Origin of the sequence: Lapidilactobacillus wuchangensis (assembly GCF_003946645.1) — a bacterium.
GTDB lineage: Bacteria > Bacillota > Bacilli > Lactobacillales > Lactobacillaceae > Lapidilactobacillus > Lapidilactobacillus wuchangensis.
Window position 1 is genome coordinate 244553 of record NZ_RHOU01000002.1, and the last position, 14400, is coordinate 258952.

Annotated in this window: 15 protein-coding genes; 9 read left to right on the top strand and 6 right to left on the bottom strand. The window is 42.1% G+C overall.

The features are described 5' to 3' along the window. Positions 1-95: 95 nt before the first annotated feature. From EKM82_RS03070 to rlmD, 3 genes are all read right to left on the bottom strand, one after another. Positions 96-572, bottom strand: coding sequence for a nucleoside 2-deoxyribosyltransferase (locus EKM82_RS03070; protein WP_125766853.1), 477 nt, complete (start codon positions 570-572; stop codon positions 96-98). A gap of 18 nt (positions 573-590) precedes the next feature. Beyond that, entirely contained in the window at positions 591-1352 is a 762-nt protein-coding gene (locus EKM82_RS03075; protein ID WP_125766854.1) for a DUF975 family protein, read from the bottom strand. Positions 1353-1430: 78 nt separating this feature from the next. Then, the gene (gene rlmD, locus EKM82_RS03080) at positions 1431-2819 is read right to left on the bottom strand and encodes a 23S rRNA (uracil(1939)-C(5))-methyltransferase RlmD (RefSeq protein ID WP_125766855.1); all 1389 of its coding nucleotides are present in this window, start codon (positions 2817-2819) and stop codon (positions 1431-1433) included. A 444-nt stretch (positions 2820-3263) separates the two neighbouring features. Here rlmD and recX point away from each other — a divergent pair, with 444 nt between their 5' ends. The 5 genes from recX (at position 3264) to EKM82_RS03105 (ending at position 7056) form a co-directional block, all read left to right on the top strand. Beyond that, positions 3264-4064, top strand: coding sequence for a recombination regulator RecX (gene recX, locus EKM82_RS03085; protein ID WP_125766856.1), 801 nt, complete (start codon positions 3264-3266; stop codon positions 4062-4064). 574 nt (positions 4065-4638) lie between these two features. Then, entirely contained in the window at positions 4639-4890 is a 252-nt protein-coding gene (locus tag EKM82_RS03090) for a hypothetical protein (RefSeq protein ID WP_125766857.1), read from the top strand. A gap of 129 nt (positions 4891-5019) precedes the next feature. Next, the gene (ntdP, locus tag EKM82_RS03095; protein WP_125766858.1) at positions 5020-5559 is read left to right on the top strand and encodes a nucleoside tri-diphosphate phosphatase; all 540 of its coding nucleotides are present in this window, start codon (positions 5020-5022) and stop codon (positions 5557-5559) included. A gap of 102 nt (positions 5560-5661) precedes the next feature. Continuing rightward, positions 5662-6513, top strand: coding sequence for a DNA/RNA non-specific endonuclease (locus tag EKM82_RS03100; RefSeq protein ID WP_125766859.1), 852 nt, complete (start codon positions 5662-5664; stop codon positions 6511-6513). A 24-nt stretch (positions 6514-6537) separates the two neighbouring features. Then, the gene (locus EKM82_RS03105) at positions 6538-7056 is read left to right on the top strand and encodes a hypothetical protein (RefSeq protein WP_125766860.1); all 519 of its coding nucleotides are present in this window, start codon (positions 6538-6540) and stop codon (positions 7054-7056) included. Between the two features lie 70 nt (positions 7057-7126). Here EKM82_RS03105 and EKM82_RS11250 read toward each other — a convergent pair whose 3' ends face one another. Further along, positions 7127-7300, bottom strand: a complete 174-nt coding sequence (locus EKM82_RS11250) for a hypothetical protein (protein WP_164508071.1) — start codon at positions 7298-7300, stop codon at positions 7127-7129. Continuing rightward, the gene (locus tag EKM82_RS03110; RefSeq protein ID WP_125766861.1) at positions 7297-8535 is read right to left on the bottom strand and encodes an aminopeptidase; all 1239 of its coding nucleotides are present in this window, start codon (positions 8533-8535) and stop codon (positions 7297-7299) included. The genes EKM82_RS11250 and EKM82_RS03110 overlap by 4 nt, the downstream gene beginning before the upstream one ends. A gap of 257 nt (positions 8536-8792) precedes the next feature. Here EKM82_RS03110 and EKM82_RS03115 point away from each other — a divergent pair, with 257 nt between their 5' ends. Further along, positions 8793-10382: an ATP-binding cassette domain-containing protein gene (locus tag EKM82_RS03115; RefSeq protein ID WP_164508072.1), complete on the top strand. Its 1590-nt coding sequence runs from the start codon at positions 8793-8795 to the stop codon at positions 10380-10382. Positions 10383-10632: 250 nt separating this feature from the next. On the opposite strand, the gene EKM82_RS03120 is transcribed toward EKM82_RS03115, so the two are convergent. Continuing rightward, positions 10633-11397 (bottom strand): nucleoside phosphorylase, encoded by a 765-nt coding sequence (locus EKM82_RS03120; RefSeq protein ID WP_125766863.1) that lies wholly within the window; start codon positions 11395-11397, stop codon positions 10633-10635. A 384-nt stretch (positions 11398-11781) separates the two neighbouring features. On the opposite strand from EKM82_RS03120, the gene EKM82_RS03125 reads away from it, so the two are divergent. Genes EKM82_RS03125 through thiD form a run of 3 tightly spaced genes read left to right on the top strand, consistent with a single transcriptional unit; the run spans position 11782 to position 14394 of the window. Then, positions 11782-12456 carry a response regulator transcription factor gene (locus tag EKM82_RS03125; protein ID WP_125766864.1) on the top strand — a complete coding sequence of 225 codons (675 nt, stop codon included), beginning with the start codon at positions 11782-11784 and terminating at the stop codon, positions 12454-12456. Positions 12457-12471: 15 nt separating this feature from the next. Beyond that, positions 12472-13521: a sensor histidine kinase gene (locus tag EKM82_RS03130; RefSeq protein ID WP_125766865.1), complete on the top strand. Its 1050-nt coding sequence runs from the start codon at positions 12472-12474 to the stop codon at positions 13519-13521. Between the two features lie 60 nt (positions 13522-13581). Next, positions 13582-14394, top strand: a complete 813-nt coding sequence (thiD, locus tag EKM82_RS03135; RefSeq protein ID WP_125766964.1) for a bifunctional hydroxymethylpyrimidine kinase/phosphomethylpyrimidine kinase — start codon at positions 13582-13584, stop codon at positions 14392-14394. Positions 14395-14400: the final 6 nt, after the last annotated feature.

Here is a 14400-nt window from a genome sequence, read left to right on the forward strand (position 1 = left end):
ACGTACCACTGATTAGCCAACCAAATTGGCATAAAAAAAGCCCGATTAACGATCTCCATTTATTGGAGAAATTGTTAATCGGGCTTTTTCAGCGTTTAGCCTTGATACTGTTGAATGGCAGCCAACAGATCGGCTTCATTATTATAAATGGCGCCATTTAATTTAATTAAACCAGTGGTGTAAAGATTTAAATAGTGAAATTGATTCTCGGCGATTGTTTGCAAGGCAGCGACTTTTTGGTTGTTAGTGGCACCTTGCTGGCGGGAGTCCGTGTAATAACCGAGGATCGGAATTTGGTTAGCGTAAGCCACACCAATTTCGCTAGCCACGCCGGGATCAATGATTGGGCCATCCAAAACGGCAATCATTAATTGACTGCGTAGCACTTCTTTCGTATCAGCTTGGGCAATCATTTTCGAATCGGCGTAGGCTTGTTTGTCATTAATACTAGCATTTTCTTGGGGTAAGTAGACGCTGATTTCAGGATTGGCCGCACGAATTTTAGCTACTAATTGGGCATTGAAATCAAAGTCGGCCTGTGAGAAAAGGGCATTGGCAAAATAAATATGCATCGAAAAAACCTCCTAGTTTTATGCGGCGACTTGGGCGTCGTTGGCACGATTCTCGGCAACAATATTGTCGTAGAAAGCAGCCAGGGCAAGATTACGGTAAGGGATGAAGTAAATTCCTAATAAGCCGAGGGTCAGGAACATCCCGACGTACCAGAAGATAAAGCTTAATTGAAAGACAAATAAGTCGAATTTGTGGCCGCGCATGAACTGCCAACTGCGACCGATAATATTAAAGTAACCATAATTATCGCCTTCATCACTGTAAAGCAGATAAATTGGTTGAAAAGCCAAGGCCAGAATAATGCCAGGAATGATTAACAGGAAATAGCCGAAATAAGTGATGACCGAAGTAATAATGAAAATAATCAGAATCGCGACAAAATAGTCACTGGTAAAACCTTGGAATTGTTTGACGAAAGGTTTATTTAAAGTTTCGTCTTTTGGTAGCCGCAGCCAACTTAAACTGGCGATACTAATGCCGGCGCTCAGCATCGTGTTGATCAAGGCGCCAATAAAAGTGCCAAACCACTGACCGTTACTTTGCTTCATCGTGTCACTAACGTATTGTTGCGCTGAAGCAGCACTATTAATACTGTTAGTTGCGTTTTTGTCGACTGACATAAAGACGGCTAATGCCACGACAAGCAAGGTCCATAAAATAACCGCCAAAATAGTGAAAATAATGGGGATACTATTTAATTTAAAAGCAGTGCCAAAATCGCCACGCATTTTAGCTTTAGCGCGTTTTTTTAAATCGGCACGAGTTACTTTTTCATTCATTTTGTTAGACTCCTTTTTTTGATTGCTATTATTATACCATTTGCATCATTACCGATGCGTGACTCACGCCGAAATTAGCTAATGAGTGCTGGCACGACGTTCTAATTTAACGACTGTTTCTACACGAGCTGTTTGCGGGAATAAATCAACCATTTGCATTTTGGTAACTTGGTAGGCCTTCGTTAGGCTAACTAAATCCCGAGCCAAGGTTGATTCGTTACAAGAAATATAAACAAATTTCTTCGGTGCTGCTTGCAAAATGGCCTCAACCAAACTTGGGGCTAAACCAGTTCGTGGTGGATCGACGACTAGGGCGGTGAAGTGGGTGCCAGCAGCAACTAGTTCAGGCCAAATCGTTTCCACTTGGCCGAGACGATAGCTCACGTTAGTTAAATGGTTATGCTGTACATTTTGTTCGGCATCGGCAACTGCTTCGGGAATTTCTTCGATCCCAACCACTTGTTTGACTTGATCAGCTAGACTGATCCCAATTGTTCCGACACCAGCATAAGCGTCCATGAGCACATCGTTAGGGGTCAACTGTAAATAATCGCGAACAATTTGATACATTTTTTCAGTTTGGCTTAAATTCAATTGTAAAAAGGCTCGTGGTGACAACAGGAAGCGTCGTTTCCCTAATTGTTCTTCTAAGTAGGGTTCGCCGGCGAGCAACCAAGTTTCATCGCCCCAGAATAAGCCATCCTTAGCTGGATTAAAGTTTTGGCTGACACTTACTACTTCTGGTAATTGTTGCAAAATGGCTGCTAAAAGAGCTCGCTTTTGTGGCATTTTTTTAGAATTAGTAATGAAAGTTAATTGGACTTGTTGGTGCAGCCGTGATTCCCGCACAGCAATCGCCTTAATAATGCCCGAGTTCTGTTCAGGGTCGTAAATCGGGATGGCCAGTTCTTTCAGAATTGGTAAAATCCCGCGACAGACTTTCAAAGTTAGTTCACTTTGAGTCGGCATAGTTGGCAAATCAACTAATTCTTGAGTGCCAGGCCGATACAAACCACAAATCAACTTGCCATCCGCTAACTGGCGAATGGGAAATTGGGCCTTATTGCGGTAGTGCCAAGGTGCGGTCATGCCTAGCGGCGGCATTATTTCATAATGTTGGTAACCACGCGGCTTAAATTTCTCAAGGGCCTGTTTGATGAGATCATTTTTGAAAATTAATTGTTGTGGATAAGCAATGTGAGCCAGCTCCAAACCACCAACTTTTCCAGCCAGAGGTGGCAAATCTTTGACCCGATTTGGTGATGTTTTGCGAAGGTGATGAATTTTGGCCTCGATATAACGATCCGTTACTTTGGTGGCTTCACAAACAGCCACTTCGCCAGGAATTAAACCGGGAACGAAAGTGACTTTGTGTTGAAAATAACCGATTCCTTCACCATTGATCCCAATTCGCCGGGCAGTGATGGGAAAACGTTGACCAATCGTCACATTAACTGATTCTGTCATTTTAAAAACTCCTTTATTGATTAGTTGTGTCAGGTGGTGCGTCAGTCTAAACAGAATAGCGTCTGACTCTGTTCCGGGCTGCTTGGCGTGGAACGCGGCCGGCGTTGATTTGAGCTTATTGCCTTGCAACAATCTCAAATACAAGCCTTGTTCTAAGTGGCCCAGCCACTAAGAACAATTTGGCGGCTGACGCCAAGATCCCTCCACGCCGTCTGGAGTTGAGGTGGAACGCCAGTATGTCACACCGTAATCCGGTTTGACAGCAATGTCTGACTGATGGCACAACCTGATTTTTAACATCACGACGCTGATTTAATTGAGCCATCGCGATTTAGTTAGTTGAATGATGCATGTTATAATAGCGATTAGATTAGTTGTGATCGCAATGATTACAGCTCTTAGTATAAACGATGTCACTGCAGATTGCGATTTGGAGTTGAATTCATGAAGACAATTACCCAAATTACGGCTCAGAAAAAATCCGGCCGTTACAATATTTTTCTTGATAAACATTATGCCTTTCCCGTCAGTGAAGATGTTTTGATCCGTTACAATTTACATAAAGGTTTGGAACTAACTGATGATCAACAGGCAGAAATTGCCGCCGCTGATGTGATTGAGAAAGCCTATCAGTTAGCCTTAAATTATTTGAGCTATCAAATTCGCACGATTAAAGAAATGCGTCAATATTTGAAACAACATGAAGTTGAGTCAGTGGCTATTGAACAAGTTATTGATCGTTTGAAACAGCAGCAATACTTAGATGATGGTGCTTATGCAATCGCCTATGTCCAAACGAACAAGCGCTTATCCCTGAAGGGCCCTCAAGTCATTCGCCAAGAATTACGACAAAAGGGCGTTATGGATGAAAACTTAATTGTTGATGCGTTAACACATTATGATCAGGAAAGTTTGCTGGCTAACGGTCAAAAATTAGCCCAACAAATTTGGCAACGACAGCACCATGTTTCCCAACGAATTCGTGAGCAGAAAGTTCGTCAAGGACTACAACAAAAGGGGTATAGTGGCGTTGATTTTGATTTAATTTGGTCGCAACTTGATCTGACCATGGATGATGCGGAAGAACACGATGCGCTGCAATTGGCTGCGGCTAAAGCGCAACGTCATTATCAACCTTTAACTGATCGTAAACAGCGGCAAAAATTTACCCAAGCATTGTATCGCAAAGGTTTTGCTTTCGATGCCATCAATAATTGGCTGGCAGATCATGAACAAGATGAGTAGCAAAAATTTTATGTCAGTTAGGCAGAGCTGTGAAAACAAAGCTGGTGCCAAGACTTCCCTGTTTTGATTGGTAGTTGCTGGACGATTTAAATCTAAACTGGTTTTTGGCTGAACGGTGGACAACTCCGTTGCGGTCGGCGGGTTGTGGAACGCTGCCGGGATTGATTTGAGCTTATTGCTCTGCAACAATCTCAAATACAACCCTTCTTCTAGCCGCTAAAGCGGCAAGAAGAATTTGGCGGCTGACAACCCGGCGACCTCCACTACGTTTTGAGTTAAGTTAGGTCACTTTAGATTTGATTGATGCCAGTGATGTACTGGTAAAGTCAGATGCCAATAGTCCAGTCACCACCTGTAGAAACTAACTGAATTGCTCACACTACTTATAAAAGCAGATTATAATAAATTAATATGTCCGTCTGACAAGTTTTCTGGAATTAAACCGGAAACTATCAGACGGACTTTTTGTGCTACTGTTCAATTGTGACAACAATTCTAATTAAGCTGATTAGTCCTACTACAATTGCCTTGCGCACTAGTAAAGATGAGATGAACCAGATTAACTCCAGGCGGAATGAAGGGCGTGGTTGTCAGCCGCCAAATTATTGTTGGTGCTTTAGCGCCTACAATAAGACCTGTATCGAAGACTTTTGAAAAAAGGCTTCGATCAGCGTCGACCGCGTTCCACAACCAGCAAGCCCGCAATGAAGCCAGACGCAATTCAGTTTCAACATCTTCATCAGGTTTTAACGGTTTTGAACCTTGGTCTTTTAATCGGCATCAATTGCTATTAACTACATTCTATGCACAGCAGTTTAGAACTTAGCCGAACAAAATTTCGATGCAGATTTTTCCAAGCACACGATTTTACAGTCATATCCCTGACTAATGAATTTACAAATGAAGTTTGCTATAATAAGTAAGAATTCAGTTTGCACCGGAAAGTAGGGTAAATATGCAAGTTCCCAAAGAAGGGGACTATATTGCTATCCAAAGTTACAAGCATGATGGTAGTTTGCATCGGACTTGGAAAGAAACCATGGTGCTCAAAACAAGTGATAATTCTTTGATTGGTTGTAATGATCATACTTTAGTGACTGAAGATGATGGCCGCCACTGGGTTACGCGGGAGCCGGCGATTATTTTCTTTCACAAAAAGTATTGGTTTAATGTCATTGCCATGATCAGAGACAATGGCGTCGCTTATTATTGCAATTTGGCCACGCCGTACGCTTTGGATCGCCAAGCGTTGAAATACATTGATTATGATTTAGACGTTAAAGTTTTTCCCGATGGTGAGAAACGTTTACTCGACGTTGATGAGTACAAGGCACACAGCGCGTATTGGCACTATCCACCAGAAATCGATCATGTCTTAAAAGAGAATGTTAAAGTGCTTGTTGATTGGATCAATCAAGGCAAGGGACCATTTTCCCAGGCGTATGTCGATCTTTGGTACCAGCGTTATCAAGAATTATTACATCGTCGTGCTTAATCTGGTACGTGATATAGTTCAACCAAGGCTGAAATGAGTTGCTTGTTTCAGCCTTTTATTTTTCATTAGAAGTAGGGATTCAGGGTTTCATAGGGAGGTAACATGGCAAAAAAACGGACACGGCGGCGTTCACGTCCGCGTCGCAAACAATTAAGTCTGACATCAGCAATTGCGATTTTAATTATTGGCGCCTTAGTTTGGTTGGCGCGTGATCCTAATTCCAACCAACAGTCAACTGCTGGTTCCAGTAGTGTCACCACGACTCAGCAACAAGCGACTGATCGTAGCGCCCTAACTAGCAGTGCTGTTTCAGCGCAGGCACCAACGACGAATGGTCAGACCAAAGCTCAGCAGACCACGGTTCAGGCTGATCAATTGACGCAACAAACTTATCAAGATCGGCAAATTATTGCCGTCAATCAAAATAAGCCGACTTTTAGTAGTGCTGATTTAAGTTTAAGTCGGGGCACTTGGCAAGATTACCACGCCTTGGATCAGTATAACCGCGTGGTTCAAGCCAATGCGCTCATGCAGCGCAGTAGCATGCCCACGGCTAAACGAGAGCGCCTTTACGTGCAGCCAACTGGTTGGCACAATCGTAAAATTACGATCAATGGTAAACAAGATTACTTATATAATCGCTGCCATTTAATTGGTTATCAGTTGACCGGCCAAAATAATAATCCTAAGAACTTAATGACTGGGACGCGATCATTAAATGATCCCGCCATGACTTATTATGAAAATGCCATGGCCAGTTATTTAAAAACCACTAATCATCATGTCCGTTATCAAGTGACGCCGATTTTTGTAGGCAGTGAACTGGTCGCTCGCGGCATTCACATGATGGGCCAATCTGTTGAGGATAATCAGATCTCGTTTAATATTTATATTTTCAATGTTCAAGCGAATTATCAAATTAATTATCAAGACGGCACTAGTAAAGCCGCTTAATTATTAAAAAAGGAAGTCGATCTCATGGCAGTACAAAATTTAGCAACATTTAAGATCATTGGTAAAGTGGCCTTAGCGAATGATATGGACCCGAATGGAAGCTTTTATTCGTTCAGCCAAGAGCTGGAAGCCAGCGAGCAAATGGCTCAGGTCGATGAAGAATTGATGGCTACGGCTGGCGAAAGTAACCGCGTGGGCTTGGCGATTTTCGGCCCGGAAACATCGCAATATTGGTATGGTGTGCAAGTGCCAGCTTCATTTAAGGTGCCAACAGGTTGGACTTCTTACCAAGTACCAGCCGGGCCAGCATTTGTGTTGGCGCAAGAACGGCCTCAATATTTAGCCCAAGTTGGTGTGAATTATAAAATGGACCAAGTCTACGATGCCGCTGCCAAAGCAGAAGTGAAATTACCAGCTAGCTTAGGTCATGCCCAATTACCATTCTTTGTGGAAAAAATGACTTTCAAAACTAATTTAGACGAATTGCTGAGTCAGACTGACGCCATTTATCAAAGTGATGAAATGGAAGCCTTGGAAGATTAAGCGACACTGACAAATAAAAAAGCGTTCCTTCAGTAAATTTTGCTGAAGGGCGCTTTTTTTGACTTGCTAATTAGTGATGAAGTAGTAGCCAACTACTAACTATCGCAATGATGGCTAAGATAATTGTTGCCGCCAAGAACCAGTAACGGTATTGGGCGGTTCGCCAATTACTATAAGTTAACATGCCGGCGAAACAGCTTAGCAGAATGGTGATGCCAGCAATTAAAAGTAAACCGAAGCTCATTTCACCCAGTTTCCTTTCCGAAAGAGTGGGATGGTTTCACCGTCTTTAGTCAAGCCGTCAATCGCCATGGCCGCAGAGCCAACCATGAAATCAACGTGCACTTGGCTGACGTTTAGGCCGGCTTTTTGTAGCTGTAACTTATTCATGGTGGTGCCGTTTTTGACGGAGAAGGGATAGGCCGCGCCTAACGCTAAGTGGTCCGAAGCGTTTTCGTCAAATAAAGTATTGTAGAAAATTAAGCCGGATTGCGAAATCGGCGATTGATCAGGGACTAAGGCGACTTCGCCTAAATGACGGGCACCTTCGTCAGTAGCTAATAAATGATCTAAAGTGGCTTGGCCTTGCTCAGCAGTAGCGGCAATGACTTCGCCATTTTTGAATGTTAATTGCAGACCTGATAGAACGTTGCCGCCATAACTTAAAGGCTTCGTTGAACGGACGGTGCCGTCAACGCGCAGCCAGTCAGGAGCCGTGAAAACTTCCTCGGTGGGCATATTAGGAATGAAATAGTCACCTTGAGTATTTGTTGCACCAGCGGCTTCCCAAACATGATTCTGGGGTAAGCCAATGGTTAAGTCGGTTCCTGGCGCTTGATAATGCAGGGCATCGAATTGATAACGATTGAGAAAATCTGCCCGCGCACTTAATTCATCACGATGTTGTTGCCAAGCCGCAATCGGGTCATCTTGGTCGATCCGATTGGCTTTAAAAATAGCTTGCCATAATTGGTCAGTGGCTGCAGTCGCCTCAAGTTTAGGAAAGACTTTTTGCGCCCAAGCGGGACTAGCAGCGGCAATGATCAACCAGCTTAATTGGTTGTTTTGAGTGGCATCGCGAACGGCGGTGAGTCCCTTACTTTCGCGCTGTTGATAGGCAGCAATTTTTTCAGCCGGAATATCTTTTAAGGCGGCGGGGTCCGTTGAAACGACGACTAAACGCTTAACGTGTTCAGTGGCAATGAATTGGAGAAGTTCTTCTTGATATGCCAATGAAGTTTGTAAATCAGCATCACTTTGATAGGTGAGGTCCAGCCGTTGTAAAACATCATCTTGCCATTGAACGATGACTTTACGCGCCCCAGCTTGATAAGCAGCGTCGACCAGTAGGTGAGCTAATGCTGCTTGATGTATATTAATGGTTAGGCTGAGCCAGTCGCCAGGTTGAATATTTAAGCCTAATTTGATTGCTAAATTCGCATACGCTTTTAAATCTTTTTGAAATTGAATGGCGTTCATTTTAAACCAACTTTCTGTTAAATCTATTTTAAATTCACTGTTAATCAACCACTTTAATTATAGCAGATGGTTAGCGAAATACCCGGTGCTTGATTGTTATAAAAGCAAGATTAGTAAATAACTCATTTAATTTAAAAATAACTCATTTAAGTCTAATGGCTGATGGACTTCGGTATTGTTCTATTTCATAATAAGCTTATTAAATTTATTTAGTCAGTGGTCGTTAAAGACGTGGCTGGTTAGGGATGAGTGAGCAAATGATTATTTGGAAATATGGGCGAAAGCGAACGCTATTGACGTTAATACCATTAATGATAATTGGTAATTCGATTAGTGTGGTCACGGGGCTAATGACGAGTCGCTTTATTACCGCTGCCACCAATAAAAGCATGACGATTTTTTGGCAAACGATTCTTTGGGGAACAGCGGCTTTACTGTTAGTAACCGCCATTAATCTGTTAATGGTGCGAGTCAAAAGTCAGTTAATTATGGAAGTCAATTTAAAAATCAAGCAGACGGTTTTACAAAGTACTGCGCGCAAGCAGCTTGATGATTCTGGGGATGCCTTATCTTTTATGACCAATGATTTGAAATTGTTGGAAACTAAGGGCATCGAAAACGAGATTAATATTTTGGGCTTTGTGTTGGAATTTTTAATCGCTTTTATTGTGGCGTTGACCATGGATTGGTTGATTACAATTGCTTTTATTGCGGCGGGTTTGATTCCGGCGGCACTTTCAGCAAAGTTTGGGAGCCGGATTGAATCAGCATCTGAGGCTTGGAGTAAAAGCAACTCTGCTTATACCGGCCAGTTGAAGAATTTGTTTGAAGGCCTAGCCATTATTCAGCTTTATCAAGCTTTTGCCTTCTTCACTGCCAAGGGCATTAAAGAATCAAAACGATTGGAACAAGCCTTAAAAAAGATGAATATCCAAGTGGGGCAAGTGCAGCAATTATTAACTGGAATCGCCTATATCACGATGATGCTGTTGCCGTTTAGTATTGGTGTTTACCGCATTATTATGGGTGTAACTAATTTGGCGATTTTCATGGGTGTCATGCAAATCAGTAATTCAATTATTAATCCGATGCTAAATATTATGACCATGTTAAATGAAGTGAAAACTACTAAGCCGATTCAACGGCGAATCGCGGCGATTACGGCTGAACAAACGACCTTCATGACACCAGCCAAGGTTGCTTTTACAGGCTTAAAGCTTGATGATGTGGGGTTACAGCGGGATGGTCAACAATTATTTGAACATTTAAAGCTAACAGTAAAGCCTGGCGATAAAGTATTGATCATGGCGCCGTCGGGTTTTGGTAAGTCCAGTTTATTGAAGGCTTTACTGGGTGAACTAAATTTCAATCAAGGTCACTATCAATTGAATCAGCAAGCTGTTGATCAAAGTGATTTTATCAAGTTAGCGCCGCATTTTGCTTACATTACCCAGCAGCCATTTCTCTTTGTGGATAGTTTAGTTAATAATCTGACTTTAGGCGATCATTTTAGTCAGGTACAAGTTCAAAAGGCAGTGGCTGCCAGTGATTTGCAGGCCTTAGTGACCACGAAGGGGCTTGACTATCGAGTTGGTTCGGACGCACGGCAACTTTCAGGTGGTCAAATTCAACGTTTAGAAATTGCCCGAGCGATTTTACGTCAGCGTGAAGTCGTGCTGGCCGATGAACCAACGTCGGCTTTAGATGAGACAACTTCGGCAGCCGTTCAGCAAACATTATTACAAGCCGCACCCACGTTGATTCAAGTTTCCCATAAAGTCCCAGTGGCCGTCCAAGCCCAGTTTACTGAAGTCATTCATTTAGAAGATTATGCCGTTCAAAATTAATCTCAGCCTGATTAAATGTTTTTGAATCGCATTAATCCAGTTACCTTTAGCCACAGCGACCAGCGGCGTTAACTAACATAAAAGCAACGAACAATTTAGGAAAATTGTTCGTTGCTTTTTGTTTTGGAATGAAATTGACTGGCTGTTATGAACGTATTTAGTTAGGTAATGCTCGTTTGTGCTGGCTGCTAAACAGCGTTTGGATTAACCGCATTGCTGCTAAATTAGCGCGTGCCTGCTTTAGCTGTGATTAAAGCAAGATTACGGCTGCTAAGGCAAGCTTGAGGGCAATCGCAATACTGTCACCGCCGAAATTGCGTTGTTGATAGTTACTAGTGTCAGCTAAAGTATCAGCGGTATAAAGGAGTTCACCCCAAATGGCCCCGCGGAATTGAGCGCAGGCCGCTAAGCCGGCACATTCCATTTCGACAACATGGCAACCTTCACTGACCCGATAATTGATCATATCCGGCGTTTCCCGGAAGAAACCGTCAGTGGTCCAAGTTTTTGTTTCGGCGAATTTTAATTGTTGGGTCGTTAAGGTCGCAGCAATGGCTTGATTAGCGGCTTGATTGGTTTTGATCTCACGAGCCGGTGGTAAATAGTGATAAGAAATACCTTCATCGCGCAGCGCAACTGCGGGGATCAGCCACTCGTTTTCGGGAATGTCGACTAAGGTGCCACAAGAGCCAGTCGAAATAATTTTGCGGACCCCATTTTGAATGAGATAATCCAACAGTTGAACAGCAGGTGCGGCGCCAACTGGTGCTTGGCATAAACAGACTTTCTCGCCATGATAATCACATTCATAAATCGGATAAAGTTTCGTAGCACTGTCAAATTCAGTAATGATTCTGGCCTGATGTGCTTCGGCAAAAGCAGTTACTTCGTCACGTAGAAAGGCGAAGACGGCGCGCTCGGGAAGTGCAAGTGTTTCAGTTTCAGCATCTTCAATAATCGATGATTTGGCAGCATCATATTCTAAAATTGGAAATTCATTTTTGATAACTGGCATTTAACTCAGCTCTTTTCAGATGGTTTATGTAATACGTTACCATAAAAAGCACGGCCTGAACGGCACCTGGCGGAATTTTATTTTGATTGCTGGTAATCTCTGTGCTTTAGTCAGTGGCAATTTATTTTGCAGCTTAATCCAATCGTGACTTTTTGTTGTCGGTAACTAAGCAGTGACTTTGGCAACAAACGACCCAGAAGATCCAGTCTGACATCATTCTGTTTAGTAACTTCACTTTTACTTTTAAACTGCCCAACTTAATTCATCATTCGGCGTAGTTACAATTTTTCATCTTGATTTAACGCGTTGCGACGTTTGGCTGATTGTTTTTTCACGATAAAACCTTTAACATGAAAGAAGAAAATGAACACTGGAGGATTTTCCATGTTTAAAATTATGATTGTAGAAGACGATCAGACGATTGCAAAATTAATTGCCGAAAATATTGAAAAATGGGACCTCAAAGCTTACATCATCCAAGACTTTGAGCAGGTCATGACGGAATTTGCTCATGAAAAGCCTGATTTAGTACTGATGGATATTAACTTGCCTGTTTTTGATGGCTTTTATTGGAATAAAAAAATTCGCGAAACGTCTCAGACGCCAATTATTTTTATTTCGTCACGGAATACGAATATGGATATGGTCATGGCTATGAATATGGGCGCTGACGATTTCGTTAATAAGCCGTTTTCAATGGAAGTTTTACTGGCCAAAATCAACGCACTATTGCGTCGGACCTATAATTACCAAGATTCCAATGCTAATTTTTTAGAACATAATGGCTTGAAACTTAATCTGCAAAATGGCGATGCGCAAATTAATGGTCAGGAAATTGCTTTGTCCAAAAACGAATATAAATTATTGCAGTTTATGATGCGCCAACACGGAAAAATTATTTCTCGTGATCGATTGTTACGAGAACTTTGGGAAGATGAACGGTTTGTTGACGATAATACGTTAACGGTTAACGTGAATCGCTTGCGCCGTAAAATCGAAAAAGCTGGGCTGAAAAATTATATTGTGACAAAAGTTGGCCAAGGCTACTTATTACCATAAGTGGGTGACTGACAGATGACATTTCTGAAATTTTTAAAAGATCATTTATTACAAATTCTTTTTTGGCTAATGGGGTTAGTGTTACTAAATCTCGTGATCTGGTTGGATCCGTCTAATTCAGTGGCTTTGACCAACCTATTATATTTAGATTTATTATTAGTTATTTTCTTAGCGATTTTCTTGTTTATTCTTTACTGGAGTCGGCGTAATTGGTACCGCCAGCTAACCAGTAAGATTAAAGATGCTGATAATATTTTGAATTATCCGTTAGAGAATCCCCAATCGAATGATGAACAATTAGTAGCAGTTTATTCGCAAACGTTATTGGATACCCATCAACAAATTCTCAACTCACTGATTAATGAACAGAACGATCAGCGTGAGTTTGTTGATAGTTGGGTTCATGATATTAAAGTCCCTTTGGCAGCTTTGAAATTAATTACCGATAGTGTTGAAGATCAAATTAGTGAAGAGAAATATGTTCAATTAACTGATGAAGTTAATCGAATGAATCATTACGTGGAGAAAGTCCTGTATTACTCACGACTTAGCAGTTTTGCCAACGACTATTTGATTCAGGAATATTCGCTAAAAGACATTATTAATCCAGTGGTGCGGGACAACATGAATTATTTTATCAATAAAAAAATTCAATTGGTTCAGCATAATTTGGATTACACGGTTCTGACTGATCGTAAGTGGCTTGGCTTTATTCTGGAACAAATTATTTCCAATAGTTTGAAGTACACGCCGAGCCAAGGCACAATTACCATTGAAGTAGTTTCTAAGCGTGATGGGCTCAATCTTTTAATTAAGGATTCCGGCGTGGGCATTCCTGAGGCCGATTTAGGTCGGATTTTTGATAAGGGCTTTACTGGTGAAAATGGCCGTCATGCGGATACCCATGCCACTGGTTTAGGGTTATATTTAGCCAAGCAATTGGCAGATAAGTTAGGCCATCAAATTTCAGCGACAGCTAAGGTTGGCCAAGGAACGACTGTGATTATTCATTTTCCATTGTTAAGTTATTACAATAGTCCTGGTAGTGCCACCCAGATACGTTAGTTACCAGGACCGATCAAGCAATATTTTTAGGGGGATTTAAAAATGACTGATGAAACAAAGATGATAAATGAAACGATTCAAGTTGTGACAATTGCCGGCAATGATTCTGATGGCAGCGCCGGGATGCCCGCCGATTTGCATAGCTTTTTCCAACGCGGCGTTTATGGCATGGGCTTATTAACGGCCGCTGTGGCGGGAAATTCTTACGGGATTGATGCAGCGCAAGTCATGCCAGTAGATTTTATTGCCCAACAGTTTGCAACTTTAGCCAAGGACTTTAAGATTCGCGCCGCAAAAACGGGAATGTTGGCCGACAGTGCAGTAATCAATACTGTGGCCGATTGTTATCAGAAGTATGATTTTGGGCCTTTGATTGTCGACCCAGTCATTATTACGAAACACGGTAATATGTTGCTGGAAGCGGCGGCATATGAAACATTTAAAGCGCGATTAATTCCTTTAGCAACGGTCATTACTCCGAATTTCTTTGAAGCTCAGAAATTAACGGGCTTATCCTTAGCCAATGATGCTGAAATTGCGGCAGCGGCTCAGAAATTACAAGCTATGGGTGCCAAGAATATTCTAATCAAAGGCCGGCATGATCAAGCTGAGCAAAAGTCGGTTCGTGATTATGTGCTAACAGCTAGTGGTGAGCATTTCTGGTTGGCGGAGCCTTATGTTCAAACCGATCGGGTGAATGGCACTGGTGATTCGTTGTCGGCCGTAATTACTGCCGAAATTGGTAAAGGCCAGGATGTGGCAACCGCAATTCGGATTGCGAAAAAGTTTGTCCATCAAGCGATTGCGCAACCAATTGCGGTTGGTCACAAATACGGACCGATTAATCATTGGGCCACAACTGATCTTAAATAATTAAGC

Excerpts from the sequence above, each read along its gene's own strand:
- EKM82_RS03070 (WP_125766853.1), bottom strand. The coding sequence starts at position 572 with ATGCATATTTATTTTGCCAATGCCCTTTTCTCACAGGCCGACTTTGAT.
- EKM82_RS03075 (WP_125766854.1), bottom strand. The coding sequence starts at position 1,352 with ATGAATGAAAAAGTAACTCGTGCCGATTTAAAAAAACGCGCTAAAGCT.
- rlmD (WP_125766855.1), bottom strand. The coding sequence starts at position 2,819 with ATGACAGAATCAGTTAATGTGACGATTGGTCAACGTTTTCCCATCACT.
- recX (WP_125766856.1), top strand. The coding sequence starts at position 3,264 with ATGAAGACAATTACCCAAATTACGGCTCAGAAAAAATCCGGCCGTTAC.
- EKM82_RS03090 (WP_125766857.1), top strand. The coding sequence starts at position 4,639 with ATGAAGGGCGTGGTTGTCAGCCGCCAAATTATTGTTGGTGCTTTAGCG.
- ntdP (WP_125766858.1), top strand. The coding sequence starts at position 5,020 with ATGCAAGTTCCCAAAGAAGGGGACTATATTGCTATCCAAAGTTACAAG.
- EKM82_RS03100 (WP_125766859.1), top strand. The coding sequence starts at position 5,662 with ATGGCAAAAAAACGGACACGGCGGCGTTCACGTCCGCGTCGCAAACAA.
- EKM82_RS03105 (WP_125766860.1), top strand. The coding sequence starts at position 6,538 with ATGGCAGTACAAAATTTAGCAACATTTAAGATCATTGGTAAAGTGGCC.
- EKM82_RS11250 (WP_164508071.1), bottom strand. The coding sequence starts at position 7,300 with ATGAGCTTCGGTTTACTTTTAATTGCTGGCATCACCATTCTGCTAAGC.
- EKM82_RS03110 (WP_125766861.1), bottom strand. The coding sequence starts at position 8,535 with ATGAACGCCATTCAATTTCAAAAAGATTTAAAAGCGTATGCGAATTTA.
- EKM82_RS03115 (WP_164508072.1), top strand. The coding sequence starts at position 8,793 with ATGATTATTTGGAAATATGGGCGAAAGCGAACGCTATTGACGTTAATA.
- EKM82_RS03120 (WP_125766863.1), bottom strand. The coding sequence starts at position 11,397 with ATGCCAGTTATCAAAAATGAATTTCCAATTTTAGAATATGATGCTGCC.
- EKM82_RS03125 (WP_125766864.1), top strand. The coding sequence starts at position 11,782 with ATGTTTAAAATTATGATTGTAGAAGACGATCAGACGATTGCAAAATTA.
- EKM82_RS03130 (WP_125766865.1), top strand. The coding sequence starts at position 12,472 with ATGACATTTCTGAAATTTTTAAAAGATCATTTATTACAAATTCTTTTT.
- thiD (WP_125766964.1), top strand. The coding sequence starts at position 13,582 with ATGATAAATGAAACGATTCAAGTTGTGACAATTGCCGGCAATGATTCT.